This window comes from Enterobacter cloacae complex sp. Mu1197, assembly GCF_040059225.1.
Classification (GTDB): domain Bacteria; phylum Pseudomonadota; class Gammaproteobacteria; order Enterobacterales; family Enterobacteriaceae; genus Enterobacter; species Enterobacter quasiroggenkampii.
In genome coordinates, this window is the sequence record NZ_CP157375.1 from 448,526 (window position 1) to 466,937 (window position 18,412).

The 18,412-nt window shown below is 55.1% G+C and carries 22 protein-coding genes; 14 read left to right on the top strand and 8 right to left on the bottom strand.

Features of this window, described 5'->3' with window-relative positions; translation table 11 throughout:
• The first annotated feature begins 32 nt into the window (after window positions 1-32).
• The gene (locus tag ABFV38_RS02095; protein WP_348958320.1) at window positions 33-1,655 is read left to right on the top strand and encodes an isovaleryl-CoA dehydrogenase; all 1,623 of its coding nucleotides are present in this window, start codon (window positions 33-35) and stop codon (window positions 1,653-1,655) included.
• Here the strand turns inward: ABFV38_RS02095 and ABFV38_RS02100 are convergent.
• The 3 genes from ABFV38_RS02100 to bsmA all read right to left on the bottom strand — a co-directional run bounded on the left by ABFV38_RS02100 (window position 1,652) and on the right by bsmA (window position 4,509).
• On the bottom strand, window positions 1,652-3,583 hold the full coding sequence (locus ABFV38_RS02100; RefSeq protein WP_348958322.1) for a Cache 3/Cache 2 fusion domain-containing protein: 1,932 nt from the start codon (window positions 3,581-3,583) through the stop codon (window positions 1,652-1,654). The two genes, ABFV38_RS02095 and ABFV38_RS02100, sit on opposite strands and share 4 nt — an antisense overlap.
• 172 nt (window positions 3,584-3,755) lie before the next feature.
• Window positions 3,756-4,031 carry a DUF1471 family protease activator YjfN gene (yjfN, locus tag ABFV38_RS02105; RefSeq protein WP_008502907.1) on the bottom strand — a complete coding sequence of 92 codons (276 nt, stop codon included), beginning with the start codon at window positions 4,029-4,031 and terminating at the stop codon, window positions 3,756-3,758.
• Window positions 4,032-4,179: 148 nt separating this feature from the next.
• Window positions 4,180-4,509 (bottom strand): biofilm peroxide resistance protein BsmA, encoded by a 330-nt coding sequence (gene bsmA, locus ABFV38_RS02110; RefSeq protein WP_072052249.1) that lies wholly within the window; start codon window positions 4,507-4,509, stop codon window positions 4,180-4,182.
• Between the two features lie 137 nt (window positions 4,510-4,646).
• Between bsmA and yjfP the strand changes: the two genes are divergently transcribed.
• Window positions 4,647-5,369, top strand: a complete 723-nt coding sequence (gene yjfP, locus ABFV38_RS02115; RefSeq protein ID WP_348958323.1) for an esterase — start codon at window positions 4,647-4,649, stop codon at window positions 5,367-5,369.
• Here yjfP and ulaR read toward each other — a convergent pair.
• Together ulaR and ulaG are read right to left on the bottom strand one after the other, a co-directional pair.
• Entirely contained in the window at window positions 5,366-6,121 is a 756-nt protein-coding gene (ulaR, locus tag ABFV38_RS02120) for an HTH-type transcriptional regulator UlaR (protein WP_196352491.1), read from the bottom strand. The genes yjfP and ulaR overlap by 4 nt on opposite strands.
• Before the next feature lie 110 nt (window positions 6,122-6,231).
• Complete coding sequence (gene ulaG / locus ABFV38_RS02125) at window positions 6,232-7,296, bottom strand: L-ascorbate 6-phosphate lactonase (protein ID WP_010427455.1); 1,065 nt, start codon at window positions 7,294-7,296, stop codon at window positions 6,232-6,234.
• A 358-nt stretch (window positions 7,297-7,654) separates the two neighbouring features.
• Here ulaG and ulaA point away from each other — a divergent pair, with 358 nt between their 5' ends.
• From ulaA to ABFV38_RS02155, 6 genes are read left to right on the top strand one after another with little or no spacing between them, the layout of a single operon-like run.
• Window positions 7,655-9,055, top strand: a complete 1,401-nt coding sequence (gene ulaA / locus ABFV38_RS02130; RefSeq protein WP_348958326.1) for a PTS ascorbate transporter subunit IIC — start codon at window positions 7,655-7,657, stop codon at window positions 9,053-9,055.
• A 12-nt stretch (window positions 9,056-9,067) separates the two neighbouring features.
• Complete coding sequence (gene ulaB, locus ABFV38_RS02135; RefSeq protein WP_003856022.1) at window positions 9,068-9,373, top strand: PTS ascorbate transporter subunit IIB; 306 nt, start codon at window positions 9,068-9,070, stop codon at window positions 9,371-9,373.
• Window positions 9,374-9,382: 9 nt separating this feature from the next.
• Window positions 9,383-9,850, top strand: a complete 468-nt coding sequence (gene ulaC, locus ABFV38_RS02140) for a PTS ascorbate transporter subunit IIA (protein ID WP_024907321.1) — start codon at window positions 9,383-9,385, stop codon at window positions 9,848-9,850.
• A 12-nt stretch (window positions 9,851-9,862) separates the two neighbouring features.
• On the top strand, window positions 9,863-10,513 hold the full coding sequence (gene ulaD / locus ABFV38_RS02145) for a 3-keto-L-gulonate-6-phosphate decarboxylase UlaD (RefSeq protein WP_008502901.1): 651 nt from the start codon (window positions 9,863-9,865) through the stop codon (window positions 10,511-10,513).
• 9 nt (window positions 10,514-10,522) lie between these two features.
• Complete coding sequence (locus tag ABFV38_RS02150) at window positions 10,523-11,383, top strand: L-ribulose-5-phosphate 3-epimerase (RefSeq protein ID WP_045907974.1); 861 nt, start codon at window positions 10,523-10,525, stop codon at window positions 11,381-11,383.
• Window positions 11,376-12,062, top strand: coding sequence for an L-ribulose-5-phosphate 4-epimerase (locus ABFV38_RS02155; RefSeq protein WP_048027876.1), 687 nt, complete (start codon window positions 11,376-11,378; stop codon window positions 12,060-12,062). Before ABFV38_RS02150 ends, ABFV38_RS02155 begins: the two co-directional genes overlap by 8 nt.
• A 141-nt stretch (window positions 12,063-12,203) precedes the next feature.
• On the opposite strand, the gene yjfY is transcribed toward ABFV38_RS02155, so the two are convergent.
• Complete coding sequence (gene yjfY, locus ABFV38_RS02160; RefSeq protein WP_348958328.1) at window positions 12,204-12,479, bottom strand: DUF1471 family protein YjfY; 276 nt, start codon at window positions 12,477-12,479, stop codon at window positions 12,204-12,206.
• 338 nt (window positions 12,480-12,817) lie between these two features.
• Between yjfY and rpsF the strand changes: the two genes are divergently transcribed.
• The 4 genes from rpsF to rplI are packed head-to-tail and all read left to right on the top strand — an operon-like array spanning window position 12,818 to window position 14,257.
• Window positions 12,818-13,213, top strand: a complete 396-nt coding sequence (gene rpsF, locus ABFV38_RS02165; protein WP_014830397.1) for a 30S ribosomal protein S6 — start codon at window positions 12,818-12,820, stop codon at window positions 13,211-13,213.
• Between the two features lie 6 nt (window positions 13,214-13,219).
• On the top strand, window positions 13,220-13,534 hold the full coding sequence (priB, locus tag ABFV38_RS02170; RefSeq protein ID WP_008502895.1) for a primosomal replication protein N: 315 nt from the start codon (window positions 13,220-13,222) through the stop codon (window positions 13,532-13,534).
• A 4-nt stretch (window positions 13,535-13,538) separates the two neighbouring features.
• Entirely contained in the window at window positions 13,539-13,766 is a 228-nt protein-coding gene (rpsR, locus tag ABFV38_RS02175; RefSeq protein WP_000135199.1) for a 30S ribosomal protein S18, read from the top strand.
• A 41-nt stretch (window positions 13,767-13,807) separates the two neighbouring features.
• Window positions 13,808-14,257, top strand: coding sequence for a 50S ribosomal protein L9 (rplI, locus tag ABFV38_RS02180; RefSeq protein ID WP_008502894.1), 450 nt, complete (start codon window positions 13,808-13,810; stop codon window positions 14,255-14,257).
• 68 nt (window positions 14,258-14,325) lie between these two features.
• On the opposite strand, the gene ABFV38_RS02185 is transcribed toward rplI, so the two are convergent.
• Window positions 14,326-14,970, bottom strand: a complete 645-nt coding sequence (locus ABFV38_RS02185; RefSeq protein ID WP_348958331.1) for an OapA family protein — start codon at window positions 14,968-14,970, stop codon at window positions 14,326-14,328.
• Between the two features lie 233 nt (window positions 14,971-15,203).
• Between ABFV38_RS02185 and fklB the strand changes: the two genes are divergently transcribed.
• Together fklB and cycA are read left to right on the top strand one after the other, a co-directional pair.
• Complete coding sequence (gene fklB, locus ABFV38_RS02190) at window positions 15,204-15,824, top strand: FKBP-type peptidyl-prolyl cis-trans isomerase (RefSeq protein WP_032675823.1); 621 nt, start codon at window positions 15,204-15,206, stop codon at window positions 15,822-15,824.
• A 312-nt stretch (window positions 15,825-16,136) separates the two neighbouring features.
• Entirely contained in the window at window positions 16,137-17,546 is a 1,410-nt protein-coding gene (gene cycA, locus ABFV38_RS02195) for a D-serine/D-alanine/glycine transporter (protein WP_008502891.1), read from the top strand.
• 86 nt (window positions 17,547-17,632) lie between these two features.
• Here cycA and ytfE read toward each other — a convergent pair whose 3' ends face one another.
• Window positions 17,633-18,295 carry an iron-sulfur cluster repair protein YtfE gene (ytfE, locus tag ABFV38_RS02200; RefSeq protein WP_111967115.1) on the bottom strand — a complete coding sequence of 221 codons (663 nt, stop codon included), beginning with the start codon at window positions 18,293-18,295 and terminating at the stop codon, window positions 17,633-17,635.
• Between the last annotated feature and the right edge of the window lie 117 nt (window positions 18,296-18,412).

Genomic DNA, 18,412 nt, shown 5'->3' on the forward strand with positions numbered 1-18,412 from the left:
TATCGTCATTGCCACTGAAGGAGGGAGACAGTATGCACTGGCAGACCCATACCGTTTTCAATCAACCCGCACCACTCTCTAACAGCAACCTTTTTCTCTCGGACTGCGCGCTGCGTGACGCAGTTTCGCGCGAGGGTGCCGAGTGGGATATCGAGCTGCTCGCCAGCATCGGACAGCAGTTAGGCACCGCAGAGTCTCTGGAGCTGGGCAGACTGGCGAACGTGAATCCGCCGGAGTTGCTTCGCTATGACGCCACCGGAGAGCGACTGGATGACGTCCGCTTTCATCCGGCATGGCACCTGCTGATGCAGGGGCTGTGTGCCAATCGGGTACATAACCTGGCATGGGAAGAGGAGGCGCGTAAAGGGTCGTTTGTCGCGCGGGCCGCACGCTTTGTGCTTCATGCTCAGGTGGAAGCGGGCACGCTTTGCCCGGTCACCATGACGTTTGCCGCCACGCCGCTTCTGCAGCAGGCGCTTCCCAAAATATTTCACGACTGGCTGACGCCGCTACTCAGCGATCGCTACGATCCGCATCTGGCGCCTGGCGCGCAAAAGCGCGGCCTGCTGATCGGTATGGGGATGACGGAAAAGCAGGGCGGCTCGGACGTGCTGAGCAACACCACCAAAGCGGAAAAATGCGGCGACGGCAGCTACCGGCTGGTGGGGCATAAATGGTTTTTCTCCGTCCCGCAAAGCGATGCGCATCTCGTGCTGGCGCAGGCGAAGGGCGGGTTGTCCTGCTTTTTTGTGCCGCGCTTTTTGCCTGATGGACAGCGCAACGCCGTCCGGTTGGAGCGCCTTAAGGACAAGCTCGGGAACCGCTCCAACGCCAGCAGCGAGGTGGAATTTCTCGATGCCTCCGGCTGGCTGCTGGGGGAAGAGGGCGAAGGGGTTCGGCAGATACTGAAAATGGGCGGGCTGACGCGCTTTGACTGCGCGCTGGGGAGCCACGGACTGATGCGTCGGGCGCTCTCGGTGGCGCTATATCACGCCCATCAGCGGCAGACGTTCGGCAAAAACCTCATCGACCAGCCGTTAATGCGTGAGGTATTAAGCCGGATGGCGCTGATGCTGGAGGGGCAAACGGCGCTGCTGTTTCGCCTGGCCCGGGCGTGGGATAAACGCGCGGATCCCCAGGAAGCGGCATGGGCGCGGCTGTTTACCCCGGCCGCGAAATTTAGCGTGTGCAAAGCGGGCATCCCGTTTGTGGCTGAAGCGATGGAGGTGCTGGGCGGAGTCGGGTACTGCGAGGAGAGCGAACTTCCCCGCCTGTATCGCGAGATGCCGGTGAACAGCATCTGGGAAGGGTCCGGCAACATCATGTGCCTGGACGTGCTGCGCGTGCTGGCGAAGCAGCCGGGTATTCACGATCTGCTTGCCGAGGAGTTTGCACAGGTCAAAGGGCAGGACAGACACTTCGACCGCAGCTGGCGACAGCTTCAGCAAAAACTGCGTAAACCGCAGGAGGCGCAGGGGCGGGAAATTGCGCAGCAGCTTTTCCTGCTGGGTGCTGGGAGCGAAATGCTGCGGCACGCATCGCCCCCGGTGGCGCAGGCGTGGTGCCGCATGATGCTGGATACCCGTGGCGGCACGCTGATGAGCGAGCAGGTGCAAAATGACCTGCTGCTGCGTGCGACGGGCAGAGTCGGTTAACCTTTTAGCTGGAACAGGCTCACCAGCTGGGCCAGATGTGATCCCTTCTCACGCAGCGTTTGAGCCGTTTGTTCGCTGCGTGAGATACGATCGGCATTAATATGCGACGCTTCGCCAATGTGGGTCATGGCGAGATTCACCTGGCCAATCCCGGCGGACTGCTCGCGTGAAGCATGGTTAATCTCGGTGACCAGCTGGCTGATGTTATCGATATGAATGATGATGTCATCCATCGCCAGGCGCGTCTTTTCAGACAGCGCATGGCCTTCGCTCACTTTCCTGAGCGTATCGCCAATCAGCTGTTCAATCTCCTTCACCGCGTTAGCGCTGCGTCCTGCCAGGGCACGAACTTCCTGCGCGACCACCGCAAACCCTTTCCCGTGCTCGCCCGCGCGGGCCGCTTCCACTGCCGCATTCAGCGCCAGGATATTGGTCTGGAAAGCGATAGACTCAATCACGCGCGTGATGTCTTCGATGCGTTTTGACGCTTCGCGAATGTCGTCCATCGTCGACACCGCGTGGGTGACCGTCTCACCGCCCTGATGCACCGCGAGCGAGGTTTCACCCACCAGCTGCTGCGTTTGCTCCATGTTGGCGGCATTTTGCTGCACGGTGGCGGCCAGCTGCTCCATGCTGGCGGAGGTCTCTTCCACGCTGCTGGCCTGCTTGTTGATCTGCTCTGAAATCTCGCCAGTATCGGAAGCCAGCGCGTTGGTGCCCAAATGGATCTCGCATGCGGCCTCGCGGACCTGCAGGACAATTTTTTGCAGGCCGCCACCGATGCCGTTGATGGCGTCAATCAGCTGGCCGACTTCGTCCTGGCGCGTCACGGGCAGGCTGGAACGGAGATCCCCTGCGGCATATTGCCGGGCAAGATAGATCACATTGCTCAGCGGTCGGGTCAGCACGCGGCGAATAATGACCACGAACAGACCAGCAAACAGGATAGATAAGACCACGCCGGCCAGCAGGAAACGATCGCGCATGGCGGTAACGCTTGAGAGCAGCACTGATTTATCCACTTCGCCGACAATAGTCCAGTTCCAGCCTGGCAGCGGGGTATACGCCATTTTCAGCGTGCGGCCGTCGTCGCTTACGCGTTCCAGGGTGCCGGGCTTGTCACCCAGAAGCTGCTGCTGCGTCGCGTCGTCCCACTTCGGCAGCTGTCCCTCTTCACCGGCATGGAACAGGTATTGCCCGCGCGTTTTGCCGTTGCTGCGATCCAGCACGAAGAAGTGACCGCTCTCACCCAGGCGGCGGTTGAGAATTTTCTCGCGCATGACGTTCCAGGAGTGAGTGATGTCCACCCCGACAAAGACGATCGCAATGACCTGTCCTTCGGCGTTTTTTACGGGCTGATACTGGGTGATGTAACGTTTGCCAAACAGCAGCGCCAGGCCGCGGTAGACTTCACCTTTGTTGACGGCTGCAAAGGCCGGACTGGAAGTATCCAGCACGGTGCCCATTGCCCGCTCGCCATTCTCTTTGCGCAGGGAGGTCGCTACGCGAACAAAGTCGTTTCCGCTGCGTACAAACAGCGTCGAGATGGCTCCCGTACGGTTCAGGAAGTCGTCCGACAGGGTGTTATTTTCATGCAGCCCGGTGTCGCCGCCTTTCAGAAGCGGGACGCTGAGCCCGTTGATCGTCTGGGGTTGGGAAGGGTCACTATTCAGGGGCTGCGGTAAAAAGGTAGTAAATAGCCGGGTATAACTCTCAACCTCTTCACTCAGGCTGGTGTTAAACATCTGCACCATGTCGACCATGCCGGTGGACTGATTATGCAGGTCTTCTACCGCAAGGGCTTCAAGCTGCTGACTGGCTTTTTGACTGAGCAGAAAAGTGAAAAGCAGAAACAGCGTGGCGACACTGACGCCCGTAAGCAGCGACAGCTTCGCCCCCAGGCCTGCACGGCGAAAAACGTTGATCATAAATTGCTCATCATTGAAAAGGTATGGTTCTTCAACGGCAGAGCGGGGATTACGTTTACTGAATTAATGTAACAAAATGTTATTTTGTTGTTATTGATTGGTTTTTGATTAGATAAAAAATTTGCAAAAGCGAAAAGCCACTAAAAATAAGTGGCTTTTATCAGGAGGGATATTACACGTAGAGAATGGCCTGTACCCGCCAGTGGTCGATATGGTTATCTTCCTGCATCTGGATGATGCGATACCATGAAGCACCCTGCTCATCGGCCTTTAATGCCACAACGCGTTCAACGTCTTGCGGGCTCCCCGAGATATTATTCACGGAGATCTGGCCAATTTCATTCAGGCCAGTTACACAGTCAGCACTGGCGAATTCTGCTGACTGCGCAGTGGTGCTCACCAGGCCTGCTGAGAGCAACAGAGAGGTCAAAGCAAGAGTTCGTTTCATCGTCAGCTCCATTTCACATATCTCCGGTATCCGCCGGGCAATCCTTCGCGAATAAACTCCCTTCCATTGACGCGGGCATGGAGTTTATTGTGGACAGGAAAATGTCTATGGACGCAAAGCAGTGTAAATCTCGTTCAAAGGAAAACCATTATTTACGGTACAAAATGGCCTGTGAATACCACTGTCCCGTTATGATGGTTTCGTCGATCATAATGATGACGTAATAATCTGCTTTGGCGGCGACGGCTTGTGCTTTGATTGCCGCTTCTGCGTCATCCGGGGAGCCGCGAACCAGCGCGGAGACGGTGCCCATTCGTTGTAATCCTTCCGTCTGATTACGACGAATCTCCTGTGGATGATCGGCGACCGGTGGAGCGGGTTGCGGCGTTCCCTGCAGCGCGCTACAGCCACTGAGCAGAAACACCAGCACTAAAGCAGCAAACCTGCGCATAACCATATCTCGTTTCCTGATAGCCATAGTGTAGTTGTCTGTGAATTTAGTTTTGGGGGAATGTTCCCGAAGTGTTATCTGGGACGTATATTTCGAATGAAAATGATGTGAAAGCGTAACCCAGTTCTCAACATTATGAATCATACATTCGTACAGGGTCGACAATGATTGAAATTGAAATACGCCACCTCGGCGACCATGAAATTTTACACGCTATGCCAGCGGGTAAACGTGATAAACCGCTGCCTGTTGTGGTTTTTTATCACGGGTTTACCTCATCGAAGCTGGTTTACAGTTATTTTGCGGTTGCGCTGGCGCAGGCGGGTTTTCGCGTGGTGATGCCGGATGCGCCTGACCACGGCGCCCGCTTTATGGGTAACGAACAGGCGCGTCTTGGGCAGTTCTGGCACATTCTGCACGGGAGCCTGACCGAGTTTGCCGGGTTGCGCGATGCGCTTTATGAGGCAGGGCTGGTGGCAGAGAATCGTCTGGCCGTGGCCGGGGCGTCGATGGGCGGTATGACGGCGCTGGGGATTATGACGCATCATCCGGAAGTGAAGTCGGTCGCCTGCCTGATGGGCTCGGGCTATTTTACGTCGCTGGCGAAGACGCTCTTTCCCCCTCAGGATTTAGCGGAAATCACCGCGACGCTCGAAGAGTGGGACGTGACCCGGGCATTGCCGCGCCTGGCGGATCGCCCGCTGCTGCTGTGGCACGGCGACGCGGATGATGTGGTCCCGCCTGAGGGAACCTTCCGACTACAGCAGGCGTTAATGAATGCAGGCCTGGACGGTAATCTCACCTGTCTGTGGGAAGCGGGCGTCCGCCACCGCATCACGCCCACGGCGCTGGACGCTACGGTGACGTTTTTCCGCCAGCACCTTTAAACGCGCAGCACTTTTACGCCCTGATCTTCCAGCTTCTGGAGGATCTCAGGGCTGGCGCCTTTGCCGGTGATCACCATGTCGATCTGCTCGGCACGGCTGAACAGCATGCCAGCGCGCTCGCCCACTTTGCTGCTGTCGACCAGCACAACGAGCTTGCCCACAACGTTGAGCATGTTTTGTTCCGCCATCGCGGTCAGCATATCGGTTTTATACAGGCCATCTGCCGTCAGGCCTTTGCCGCTGGTAAACATCCAGTGCCCGGCATAGAGACTGTTTTCGCTGTCCTGAGGGCTAAGGGTGATGGACTGGCTTTTGTTGTACTGCCCGCCCATGATCACCACGCTCTCATGCTCCTGGTCGATCAGATAGTTAGCGAGCGGTAAGTAGTTGGTGATGATTTGCACCGGCTTGCCGCACATTTCACGGCCCAGCAGAAATGCCGTGGAACCGCAGTTGATCACGACGCTCTCACCAGGATTCACCAGCTGCGACGCGGCTCTGGCAATCCGCACTTTTTCATCATGATTTTGCGCCTGATGAATATTCATTGGCGTCCAGCGAGGGCGCTGCTGGCTGATCGCTTCCGCGCCGTTGCGGACCTTTTTCAGCTTGCCGCTTTCATCCAGCTTGTTGATATCCCGCCGCGCCGTTGCCGGGGAGATCCCTAAACGTTCGATCACTTTCTCGACGGTGATAAACCCGGTTTGCGCCAGGAGTTCCAGGAGAATTTGATGCCGTTGCGCTTCCGTCATGAGCTATACCGATAAGAATTGATTTGAAAAGATGATATTTGAAATAGCGTGAAATTACTAAAAGAAATATGACATCGCCAGACATCAAGTCTGGCGATGTGGCTGCACAATCAGAGGAAGGACTTGAACGGCAGGTCTGGCTCAATGGTGAAGCAATCATCGAAACCACGTGGGTAGTGATATTCAAGATTATCTTTGTCCAGCGGCCAGGTGAACTTGCCGCCGACCTGCCAGATGAACGGCTTGAAGCCATACTTCAGGCGGTCTTTTTTCATCTCCCACAGCACGCGGATTTCCTGCGGATCGGCCTGGAAGTTTGACCAGATATCGTGGTGGAACGGAATCACCACTTTGGTATTCAGCGCTTCCGCCATACGCAGCATGTCGGCGCTGGTCATTTTGTCGGTAATGCCGCGCGGGTTCTCACCGTAGGAGCCCAGCGCCACGTCGATCTGGTGCTCGTTACCGTGCTTCGCGTAGTAGTTAGAGTAGTGAGAGTCGCCGCTGTGGTACAGGGAGCCGCCAGGGGTTTTAAACAGATAGTTAACCGCGCGCTCATCCATACCGTCCGGCAGTACACCCGCGGCTTTCTGATCGGCAGGCAGGGTAATCAGTGCTGTACGGTCAAAGGCATCCAGCGCATGGATTTCAATATCTTTAATTTTCACCACGTCGCCAGGCTTCATCACGATGCAGCGCTCTTTCGGCACGCCCCAGCCAATCCACAGATCCACGCAGGTCTGCGGCCCGATAAATGGCACATCGTCAGCACAGTTTTGCATCACCGCTGCCGCCACGTTCACATCGATATGATCGTTGTGATCGTGAGTGGAGAGCACGGCGTCGATCTGGCGAATGGCAAACGGATCGAGCACAAACGGCGTGGTACGCAGGTTCGGCTGCAGTTTTTCCACGCCCGCCATGCGCTGCATCTGGTGGCCCTTTTTCATCAACGGGTTGCCGTGGCTCTGCTTGCCGGTGCCGCACCAGAAATCGACGCAGATATTGGCGCCGCCTTCTGATTTCAGCCAGATACCGGTGCAGCCCAGCCACCACATCGCAAAGGTACCAGGAGCAACCTGTTCCTGCTCGATCTCTTCATTCAGCCAGCTGCCCCATTCCGGGAAGGTGCTCAGAATCCATGACTCACGGGTGATGGTGTTCACTTTACTCATCGTTTTGACTCCTGGTTTAATCAAAAGTAATCACTTGGTGATTTGTTGTGATTAATGCTGGCACCATTTGACGCGCTTTGCAATGGTAAAAATGCGGATTTTTATCCGTTCAACTTCACAGATTCTCCGCTTCTTACTTGTTATAGTAGTACGCACAACTCATTAATTTGATGAATTATAAGGATTAATTTGTTTTCGCAATGCAGTAGTGAAAATCATTATTAACTGCATGGAAATAAATTGCGTGATACGTCACAAATAATCAAATGCAATCTTGTGGTGATTATTTGTGATTAATAGAGTGATGACACCAACCGCACAGGGATTACCCCTCGTGTTCTCATTTCTGGAGAGAGTTATGGAGATCCTCTACAACGTCTTTACCGTGTTCTTTAATCAGGTAATGACCAACGCCCCGCTGCTGCTGGGTATCGTGACGTGTCTGGGCTATATTCTGCTGCGCAAAAGCGTCAGCGTGATTATTAAAGGCACCATCAAAACCATTATCGGTTTCATGCTGTTACAGGCGGGGTCTGGCATTCTGACCAGCACCTTTAAGCCGGTCGTCGCCAAAATGTCCGAAGTGTATGGCATCAACGGTGCGATTTCTGACACTTACGCGTCAATGATGGCCACCATCGAGCGCATGGGTGATGCCTATAGCTGGGTGGGGTATGCAGTGCTGCTCGCCCTGGCGTTGAACATCATCTACGTTCTCCTGCGTCGCATTACCGGCATTCGCACCATCATGCTCACCGGACACATCATGTTCCAGCAGGCGGGGCTGATCGCGGTTTCTCTCTATATCTTCGGTTACCCAATGTGGACCACGATTATCTGCACCGCGGTGCTGGTCTCGCTCTACTGGGGTATCACCTCCAACATGATGTACAAGCCGACTCAGGAAGTGACGGACGGCTGCGGTTTCTCCATCGGCCATCAGCAGCAGTTTGCTTCCTGGATTGCCTATAAAGTTGCGCCGTACCTGGGCAAAAAAGAAGAGAGCGTTGAAGACCTCAAGCTGCCTGGCTGGCTGAATATCTTCCACGACAACATCGTTTCGACCGCAATTGTCATGACCATCTTCTTCGGTGCCATTCTGCTCTCCTTCGGTATTGACGTGGTGCAGGCGATGGCAGGCAAAACCCACTGGACGGTTTACATCCTGCAGACCGGTTTCTCCTTCGCGGTGGCGATCTTCATCATCACTCAGGGCGTACGTATGTTCGTCGCCGAACTGTCGGAAGCGTTCAACGGTATCTCCCAGCGCCTGATCCCTGGCGCGGTACTGGCCATCGACTGTGCCGCTATCTATAGCTTCGCGCCAAACGCGGTGGTCTGGGGCTTTATGTGGGGCACTATCGGCCAGTTGATTGCGGTGGGCATTCTGGTCGGCTGCGGCTCCTCAATCCTGATTATTCCAGGCTTTATCCCGATGTTCTTCTCCAACGCCACCATCGGCGTATTCGCTAACCACTTCGGCGGCTGGCGTGCGGCGCTCAAAATCTGCCTGGTGATGGGCATGGTGGAAATCTTCGGCTGCGTGTGGGCGGTCAAGCTCACCGGTATGAGCGCCTGGATGGGCATGGCGGACTGGTCAATTCTGGCACCGCCGATGATGCAGGGCTTTGCCTCCATCGGGCTGCTCTTTATGGCCATCATCATCCTGATTGCTCTGGCTTATATGTTCTTCGCTGGCCGTTCGCTGCGAGCAGAAGAAGACGCGGAAAAACAAACAGCAGAAGTGTCTGCTCATTAAGGAGTTTCGATTATGACCGTACGTATCCTGGCTGTGTGTGGTAATGGGCAAGGCAGCTCCATGATCATGAAGATGAAAGTGGACCAGTTTTTAACCCAGTCCAACATCGACCACACGGTGAACAGCTGCGCAGTGGGTGAATACAAAAGTGAGCTGAACGGCGCGGACATCATCATCGCCTCTACTCATATCGCCGGCGAAATCAGTGTGTCGGGTAATAAATACGTGGTGGGCGTGCGCAACATGCTGTCGCCTGCGGATTTCGGACCAAAACTGCTGGAAGTGATTAAAGAGCACTTTCCACAAGACGTGAAGTAAGGACGCCACATGAAACTACGTGATTCGCTGGCAGAGAATAACTCCATCCTTTTACAGGCTGAGGCCAGCACCTGGCAGGAAGCGGTAAAGCTGAGCGTGGATCTGCTGGTTAAGGCTGACGTTGTCGAGCCGCGTTACTACCAGGCCATTCTGGATGGCGTGGCGCAACATGGCCCTTATTTTGTGATTGCGCCGGGCCTGGCGATGCCGCATGGCCGCCCGGAAGAGGGCGTCAAGAAAACCGGCTTCGCGCTGGTGACGCTGAAAACGCCGCTGGTGTTTAACCACGAAGATAATGACCCGGTCGACATCCTGATCACCATGGCCGCTGTTGACGCTAACACCCACCAGGAGGTGGGCATCATGCAGATCGTCAATCTGTTTGATGACGAAGCCAATTTCGACCGTTTACGCGCCTGCCGTACCGAGCAGGACGTGCTGGATTTAATTGATAACGCCACAGCGGCGGCTGTTTAAGAGGAATTGAAAATGTCATTACCCATGTTGCAGGTTGCGCTTGATAACCAGACCTTGTCCCACGCTTATGAAACGACCCGTCTGATTGCGGAAGAAGTCGATATCATCGAAGTGGGTACCATTCTCTGCGTGGGCGAGGGCGTTCGCGCCGTTCGCGACCTGAAGGCGCTTTATCCGCACAAAATCGTGCTGGCAGATGCCAAAATAGCCGACGCAGGCAAAATCCTCTCCCGCATGTGCTTCGAAGCCAACGCCGACTGGGTCACCGTCATTTGCTGTGCGGATATCAACACCGCCAAAGGCGCGCTGGACGTGGCAAAAGAGTTTAACGGCGACGTGCAGATTGAGCTGACCGGTTTCTGGACCTGGGAACAGGCCCAGGAGTGGCGTGATGCGGGTATACAGCAGGTGGTGTATCACCGCAGCCGCGACGCGCAGGCCGCAGGGGTGGCGTGGGGCGAAGCGGATATCAGCGCGATCAAACGTCTGGCGGATATGGGCTTTAAAGTCACCGTTACCGGCGGTCTGGCACTGGAAGATCTGCCGCTGTTCAAGGGCATTCCGATTCACGTCTTTATTGCCGGTCGCAGCATTCGTGATGCGGCGTCTCCGGTAGAAGCGGCGCGTCAGTTCAAACGCTCAATCGCTCAGCTTTGGGGCTAAGGAGCGGGTATGTTGTCCAAACAGGTCCCGCTTGGCATCTATGAAAAGGCACTCCCTGCGGGGGAGTGCTGGCTGGAGCGGTTACAGCTGGCAAAACAGCTGGGCTTCGATTTTGTCGAAATGTCCGTGGATGAGACGGACGAACGCCTCTCTCGTCTCGACTGGGGCCGTGAACAGCGCCTGGCGCTGGTGAGCGCTATCGCCGAAACGGGGGTACGCGTGCCGTCGATGTGCCTGAGCGCCCACCGCCGGTTCCCTCTCGGGAGCGAAGATGATGCTGTGCGCGCTCAGGGGCTGGAGATCATGCGTAAAGCCATTCGCTTTGCGCAGGACGTGGGTATCCGCGTGATCCAGCTGGCGGGTTATGACGTTTATTACCAGGAAGCCAACGATGAAACGCGCCGTCGTTTCCGTGACGGGCTGAAGGAGAGCGTTGAGATGGCCAGCCGTGCGCAGGTCACGCTGGCGATGGAGATCATGGACTACCCGTTGATGAACTCCATCAGCAAGGCGCTGGGCTACGCGCACTATCTAAATAACCCGTGGTTCCAGCTTTATCCTGATATCGGCAACCTGTCGGCATGGGATAACGATGTGCAGATGGAACTGCAGGCAGGCATGGGGCATATCGTGGCGGTGCACGTCAAAGATACCCGTCCTGGCGTGTTTAAAAACGTACCGTTCGGCACCGGGGTGGTGGATTTCGAACGGTGTTTCGAGACGCTCAGGCAGACAGGCTATTGTGGGCCTTATCTGATCGAGATGTGGAGCGAAACGTCGGAAAACCCTGCGGCGGAAGTAGCAAAGGCGCGGGACTGGGTGCGCGAGCGTATGGCGCGCGCGGGATTACTGGAGGCTGAACATGCTTAAGCTGAAACAGCAGGTCTTTGAAGCCAACATGGATCTGCCCCGCTATGGCCTGGTCACCTTCACCTGGGGTAACGTCAGCGCTATCGATCGCGAACAGGGACTGATCGTGATTAAGCCGAGCGGTGTGGCGTATGACACCATGAACGCTGACGACATGGTGGTGGTCGATCTTGACGGAAACGTCGTGGAGGGAAAATGGCGTCCCTCTTCAGATACGGCGACCCATCTGGCGCTTTATCGTCGTTATCCCTCACTCGGCGGCGTTGTGCATACCCACTCGACCCATGCCACGGCCTGGGCACAGGCGGGGCTGGCGATTCCGGCGCTGGGAACAACGCATGCGGACTACTTCTTTGGCGACATCCCCTGCACGCGCGCATTAACGCAGGCTGAAGTGGAAGGCGAATACGAGCTCAACACCGGGAAGGTTATCATCGAAACGTTGGGTGAAAGCGAACCGCTGCATACGCCGGGTATTGTGGTCTATCAGCACGGCCCGTTCGCCTGGGGAAAAGATGCCCACGACGCCGTTCATAATGCGGTTGTCATGGAGGAGGTGGCACGCATGGCGTGGATTGCTCGCGGCATCAACCCACAGCTTCAGGGGATTGATGATTATCTGATGAATAAGCATTTCATGCGCAAGCACGGCCCGAATGCCTATTACGGGCAGAAGTGAATAAGTGCTCTGGAATACCGAATAACAGTTGTAACCGGTGGTATTCCGGAGCCATTCACAAAAAAAAGCCCCCGGGCAGGGGGCAACGTCAACTATGGCTATGTTCTCGTTGTTGGCTTTCCTGGTGCTAGCGTTAACGCGTTATCGGTAAATATCTGCACTGGCGTGCATATTGCCGTTGCTGCCGGGCTCACGGATTAACATCACGTGGTAATAGGTTGCGCCCTGTGCATCGGTTTCTTGATTAAGGGCCTGATCTGCTTCACTTTCCGTGGCGAAATTATGATTGATGTAAATGACGCCCAAGCTTTGCACATCATCCATGTTTCTGGCCTGTCGGTTGTCTATCTTGATGGCTGCCATCGCGTTTGCACTGAGCAAAAGCGCTGCCATTAGGGCTAATGCGATTTGTTTCATGATATGCGCTCCACGACTGCGTGCTCTGAGAGGGGGACTCCTTCTTCTGTTCAGGTGATCTCTGATTAAAGTGTAATCATTCCTCCGGCGGGGAAGCGTGACCATTTCTGATGCAGTTGTTCAAAAAAACACCGCTTCCGGGAGTGAGTAATTTTAAATCACCCACTTAGACCCGCTTCGCGCTTTGTGCGAATTATTTGTGCAATCAGCTTGAGTTTCCGGGGGCGCGCAAGTATTATGACGCGTCAATTTTTCAGCCGACCTTTAACACGTTCCTTGCCTCCCCGGGCCTCGGCTGACCCAGACAGGAGGCTGAATAATCCGTAAGGAGCAATTCGATGCGTCATTACGAAATCGTTTTTATGGTCCATCCTGACCAGAGCGAACAGGTTCCGGGTATGATCGAGCGCTACACTGGTGCAATCACTGCAGCAGCGGGCACGATCCACCGTCTGGAAGACTGGGGCCGCCGTCAGCTGGCTTATCCGATCAACAAACTGCACAAAGCTCACTACGTTCTGCTGAACGTTGAAGCGCCGCAGGAAGTGATCGATGAGCTGGAAACTAACTTCCGCTTCAACGATGCCGTTATCCGCAGCATGGTTATGCGTACTAAACACGCAGTTACCGAAGCATCTCCGATGGTTAAAGCGAAAGACGAGCGCCGTGAGCGTCGCGATGATTTCGCAAACGAAACCGCAGATGATTCTGATGCTGGGGATTCTGAAGAGTAATTTCTGATGACCAACCGTCTGGCGTTGTCCGGCATCGTATGCAGGGCTCCCCTTCGAAAGGTCAGTCCATCAGGAATTCCGCATTGCCAGTTCGTGCTTGAGCATCGTTCTGTGCAAGAGGAAGCCGGGTTTCACCGGCAGGCGTGGTGCCAAATGCCCGTTATTATTAGCGGACACGAAAACCAGGCCATTACTCACAGTTTAACGGTCGGTAGTGCAGTAATCGTTCAGGGGTTCATCTCTTGCCACAAGGCAAAGAACGGTCTGAGCAAAATGGTTCTGCATGCCGAGCAGATTGATTTGATAGATTCTGGAGACTAGCCATATGGCACGTTATTTCCGTCGTCGCAAGTTCTGCCGTTTCACCGCGGAAGGCGTTCAAGAGATCGACTATAAAGATATCGCAACGCTGAAAAACTACATCACCGAAAGCGGTAAGATTGTCCCAAGCCGTATCACCGGTACTCGTGCAAAATATCAGCGTCAGCTGGCTCGCGCTATCAAACGCGCTCGCTACCTGTCCCTGCTGCCGTACACTGATCGTCATCAGTAATCGGGCACGGTCCATTAATACGACTTTAAGAGGATAAGGTAATGCAAGTTATTCTGCTTGATAAAGTAGCAAACCTGGGCAGCCTGGGTGATCAGGTAAACGTTAAAGCGGGCTACGCTCGTAACTTCCTGGTTCCACAGGGTAAAGCTGTTCCAGCTACCAAGAAAAACGTAGAGTTTTTCGAAGCACGTCGCGCTGAACTGGAAGCCAAACTGGCTGACGTTCTGGCGGCTGCTAATGCTCGCGCTGAAGCAATCAACGCACTGGGCACCGTTACCATCGCGTCCAAAGCTGGCGACGAAGGTAAACTGTTCGGTTCCATCGGTACCCGCGATATCGCTGATGCAGTTTCTGCAGCAGGCGTTAAAGTGGCTAAGAGCGAAGTTCGTCTGCCGAACGGCGTTCTGCGTACCACTGGTGAGCACGAAGTTGACTTCCAGGTTCACAGCGAAGTGTTCGCTAAACTGGTTGTTAACGTTGTAGCTGAGTAATTTTTTACTCTGCTCACGTTGAAACGCCGGCCTTGTGCCGGCGTTTTGCTTTTTACAGATCCCAGTCCTTAACGTGCCCTGATAAAACTGCCGTCCGGCTGGCGGGTAAACAGCACCTGTTGTCCATTTCCGGTATCAATCGTTAACCCTGTCACCACTCCGCTGGCATTCTGGCGTATTTGCACCATCTGGCCATTCTGCAGGTTACTGAGCGGCTTACCCGCACCTTCCACCTTCGCCATGGCATACACGTCTGTCGGCGGCAGGTTGTGGTCACGGAACAGCTGCGCCAGCGTTTTACCCGGTTCTACGCGATAGGAACGCCACTGTTGCTCAATGCCGGTGGGCTGTTGCGCCTGAGGCTGAGACGGGGCGGCGGCTTGTTCCTGCGGCTGTTCGTCCTGAATGGGCTCTGGCTCAACCGGCGCGACCTGACCCGGGTCGTTAGACGGGGTGACGAGCTGCGTCTGCATCGGCTGTGCGTCAGACTGCGGTCGGGTTTGCGACTGAATATCCAGCTGAGCATTGCGGGTGACGGGGGCGGTATCAACATCATCGCCACCGGAAGGAAGCAGGAAGCCCACAATCACCATCAGCGCACCAATGATGATCCCTCTGCGATGCAGAGGCGGCAGCGGGTCCATGATGCGAAAATTGTCCGGCGCCTGCCAGATTTTCGCCAGGGTAGGTTTCAGTTCAAATCGCCCGGGCATGGCACTCCTCCTGCTCCGCGTATTTTTTATCCTGTGCCCCGAAGTATAGTTTGCTAACTGCCTGAACGGCGTAGTAAACCCGACATCCGTGACATCAGTTCGGGATTAATCCTGGTTCTCTCTATTGTTTCTGTTTCGTCGCGGTTTGTCACCTTAACTTCAGACAAAGTTTTACCCATAAGGGCATGGCTGATATGCTGCCCGCTACTTTAAATGTGATGGAAGGAAAACCCATGACCACCCCGACTTTTGACACTATCGAAGCGCAGGCAAGTTACGGTATCGGCTTGCAGGTAGGACAGCAGCTGAGCGAATCCGGCCTGGAAGGTCTGTTACCCGAAGCGCTGGTGGCGGGTATCGCTGACGCGCTGGAAGGTAAACAGCCTGCCGTTCCGGTTGACGTTGTGCACCGTGCGCTGCGTGAAATCCACGAACGTGCTGACGCCGTGCGTCGCGCACGTTTTGAAGAGATGGCCGCCGAAGGTGTGAAATATCTGGAAGAGAACCGTGAGCGTGAAGGCGTGAACAGCACCGAGTCTGGTCTGCAGTTCCGCGTGATCAATCAGGGTGAGGGCGCGATCCCGGCGCGTACCGACCACGTTCGCGTACACTATACCGGTAAGCTGATCGACGGTACCGTCTTCGACAGCTCCGTGGCGCGCGGCGAACCGGCTGAGTTCCCGGTGAATGGCGTTATCGCAGGCTGGATCGAAGCGCTGACCCTGATGCCAGTGGGTTCTAAATGGGAACTGACTATTCCGCACAACCTGGCCTACGGCGAGCGCGGTGCTGGCGCGTCCATCCCGCCATTCAGCACCCTGGTCTTTGAAGTCGAGCTGCTGGAAATTCTGTAATCGACTTTTCTTATTTCCTCTCCCCGGCTGGGGAGGGGAAAATAGCGTGAAAACCTATAGTTAAGCCGGAATCAATATTTTATCTTGCAAACGAAACTGTTGCGTGTATTTTTGTGAGCTGTTTCGCGCTGTATGAGTGATATGACACTCACTTTCAACATATTATTAACATAATATCTAAATCATAGTATTCATCCCGCCGATTCTTACCTAATATCGATTAGCCCTTACAAGGGAACGTCATTTTTTTGGCGTATTTAAAGGCCAGAAGAGCCTTAACAACACAGACAGGCATAAACAGGAAAATATCACATGGTAGATCAGGTCAAAGTCGTCGCCGACGAAGAGGCGTCGTCTGAACAGTCGCTACGGCGCAATCTCACAAACCGTCATATTCAGCTCATTGCCATCGGGGGTGCCATCGGTACCGGGTTGTTTATGGGGTCAGGCAAAACCATCAGTCTCGCCGGACCGTCAATCATATTCGTCTATATGATTATCGGTTTTATGCTGTTCTTCGTGATGCGTGCAATGGGTGAACTGCTGCTCTCGAACCTTGAATACAAATCCTTCAGCGACTTCGCTTCAGACCTGCTCGGACCATGGGCGGGCTATTTTACCGGCTGGACCTACTGGTTCTGCTGGGTCGTGACCGGTATGGCGGACGTTGTGGCTATTACCGCCTACGCGCAGTTCTGGTTCCCGGGGCTGTCGGACTGGGTGGCCTCGCTGGCGGTCATCGTTCTGCTGCTGAGCCTTAACCTCGCCACCGTTAAAATGTTCGGTGAGATGGAGTTCTGGTTCGCAATGATCAAAATTGTGGCCATTGTCGGGCTCATCGTGGTGGGCCTGGTGATGGTGCTCACCCACTTCCAGTCACCAACCGGCGTTCAGGCGTCGTTTACCCATCTGTGGAATGACGGCGGCTGGTTCCCGAAAGGCATCAGCGGCTTCTTTGCCGGCTTCCAGATTGCGGTGTTCGCGTTTGTAGGGATTGAGCTGGTCGGAACGACCGCTGCGGAAACCAAAGATCCGGAGAAGTCCCTGCCGCGCGCCATCAACTCCATTCCGGTGCGTATCATCATGTTCTACGTCTTCGCGCTGATTATCATTATGTCCGTGACGCCGTGGAGCTCGGTGGTGCCAAGCAAGAGTCCGTTCGTTGAGCTGTTCGTGCTGGTAGGTCTGCCTGCGGCAGCGAGCCTGATTAACTTCGTGGTGCTGACCTCTGCGGCTTCTTCCGCAAACAGCGGCGTGTTCTCAACCAGCCGTATGCTGTTTGGTCTGGCGCAGGAAGGCGTGGCGCCGAGCGCGTTCGCCAAGCTCTCTAAGCGTGCCGTACCGGCAAAAGGGCTGACCTTCTCCTGCATGTGTCTGCTGGGTGGTGTGGTGATGCTCTACGTGAACCCAAGCGTAATTGGCGCATTCACCATGATCACCACGGTCTCTGCGATCCTGTTTATGTTCGTCTGGACCATCATCCTCTGCTCCTATCTGGTGTACCGCAAACAGCGCCCACACCTGCATGAAAAATCGATCTACAAGATGCCGCTGGGCAAGCTGATGTGCTGGGTGTGCATGGCGTTCTTCGTCTTCGTGCTGGTTCTGCTTACGCTGGAAGATGATACCCGTCAGGCGCTGATCGTCACGCCGCTGTGGTTTATCGCGCTGGGGCTGGGCTGGATGTTTATCGGTAAGAAACGTATGGCTGGCATGCGTTAAGCATGTTGCCGGGTGGCGCTGACGCTTACCCGGCCTACGTTCGAGGACGTTGCAGGCCCGGTAAGCGCTAGCGCCACCGGGCTTTTTTATTCCCCCGCCAGTGCCCGCGGGAACAGAACGTTATTCTCCAGACTGATGTGCTCCATCAGGTCGTCGATCGTTTCGTTAATGCCGTTGTACATCGCTTTCCACGTTGTGCACGCTTCTGGCGGCGGCGTGACGTTGTGGGTGGTATGTTTGATCACCTCCAGCAGTTCGCCCGCGTCATCATGCTCGCTTTCCATCACGCTGATGGGCCCCATCGCCTGGCTTCCCATTCCCTGTTTAATCATCGGGAAGAGGATCTGCTCTTCCTTCATCATATGGCTGGAAAGCTCTTCGTGCAGCAGGGTCAGGTATTTCGCCAGACCGCGCGGTACGGACGGTTTGTCGGCATGGACGCGCTCCACTTTGGTCGCCTGCAGGATCAGCTCCGGCAGCTGTTCACGGTGACGGTCATGGTAACGCACGATGATATGGTCGATGATTTCCGCGAGCGGAGCGGTTCGCCAGTCTTTGTCGATGGGCTGTGCGGCCAGCTGCGTCAGCTCGGCTTCAATCACCTCAACGTTCAGCTCTTTGCGTAACGCCGCACGCGCCAGGGTTTGCTTACCGCCGCAGCAGTAGTCCATATCGTATTTACGGAATAGCGCAGAAGCGCGAGGAATGGAGAGCGCCAGCTCGCCGAGGGGTTGGTCGCGAAAGGCCATAGCAGTTACCTCATTCTCAATAATATAAGATGCATATTAAATGCATCTTTAAGGTGGCGCTATAACCCTTTAGAGGGACGGGTAAAAATGAGATGCAGATCACAAAAAAACATTCGA

Coding starts and splice junctions, on each gene's coding strand:
- ABFV38_RS02095 (WP_348958320.1), top strand. CDS start 33: ATGCACTGGCAGACCCATACCGTTTTCAATCAACCCGCACCACTCTCT.
- ulaA (WP_348958326.1), top strand. CDS start 7,655: ATGGAGATCCTCTACAACGTCTTTACCGTGTTCTTTAATCAGGTAATG.
- yjfY (WP_348958328.1), bottom strand. CDS start 12,479: ATGAAACAAATCGCATTAGCCCTAATGGCAGCGCTTTTGCTCAGTGCA.
- bsmA (WP_072052249.1), bottom strand. CDS start 4,509: ATGGCTATCAGGAAACGAGATATGGTTATGCGCAGGTTTGCTGCTTTA.
- ulaD (WP_008502901.1), top strand. CDS start 9,863: ATGTCATTACCCATGTTGCAGGTTGCGCTTGATAACCAGACCTTGTCC.
- priB (WP_008502895.1), top strand. CDS start 13,220: ATGACCAACCGTCTGGCGTTGTCCGGCATCGTATGCAGGGCTCCCCTT.
- yjfN (WP_008502907.1), bottom strand. CDS start 4,031: ATGAAACGAACTCTTGCTTTGACCTCTCTGTTGCTCTCAGCAGGCCTG.
- rpsR (WP_000135199.1), top strand. CDS start 13,539: ATGGCACGTTATTTCCGTCGTCGCAAGTTCTGCCGTTTCACCGCGGAA.
- ulaC (WP_024907321.1), top strand. CDS start 9,383: ATGAAACTACGTGATTCGCTGGCAGAGAATAACTCCATCCTTTTACAG.
- rplI (WP_008502894.1), top strand. CDS start 13,808: ATGCAAGTTATTCTGCTTGATAAAGTAGCAAACCTGGGCAGCCTGGGT.
- ABFV38_RS02155 (WP_048027876.1), top strand. CDS start 11,376: ATGCTTAAGCTGAAACAGCAGGTCTTTGAAGCCAACATGGATCTGCCC.
- cycA (WP_008502891.1), top strand. CDS start 16,137: ATGGTAGATCAGGTCAAAGTCGTCGCCGACGAAGAGGCGTCGTCTGAA.
- fklB (WP_032675823.1), top strand. CDS start 15,204: ATGACCACCCCGACTTTTGACACTATCGAAGCGCAGGCAAGTTACGGT.
- ABFV38_RS02185 (WP_348958331.1), bottom strand. CDS start 14,970: ATGCCCGGGCGATTTGAACTGAAACCTACCCTGGCGAAAATCTGGCAG.
- ulaR (WP_196352491.1), bottom strand. CDS start 6,121: ATGACGGAAGCGCAACGGCATCAAATTCTCCTGGAACTCCTGGCGCAA.
- yjfP (WP_348958323.1), top strand. CDS start 4,647: ATGATTGAAATTGAAATACGCCACCTCGGCGACCATGAAATTTTACAC.
- ytfE (WP_111967115.1), bottom strand. CDS start 18,295: ATGGCCTTTCGCGACCAACCCCTCGGCGAGCTGGCGCTCTCCATTCCT.
- ABFV38_RS02100 (WP_348958322.1), bottom strand. CDS start 3,583: ATGATCAACGTTTTTCGCCGTGCAGGCCTGGGGGCGAAGCTGTCGCTG.
- ABFV38_RS02150 (WP_045907974.1), top strand. CDS start 10,523: ATGTTGTCCAAACAGGTCCCGCTTGGCATCTATGAAAAGGCACTCCCT.
- rpsF (WP_014830397.1), top strand. CDS start 12,818: ATGCGTCATTACGAAATCGTTTTTATGGTCCATCCTGACCAGAGCGAA.
- ulaG (WP_010427455.1), bottom strand. CDS start 7,296: ATGAGTAAAGTGAACACCATCACCCGTGAGTCATGGATTCTGAGCACC.
- ulaB (WP_003856022.1), top strand. CDS start 9,068: ATGACCGTACGTATCCTGGCTGTGTGTGGTAATGGGCAAGGCAGCTCC.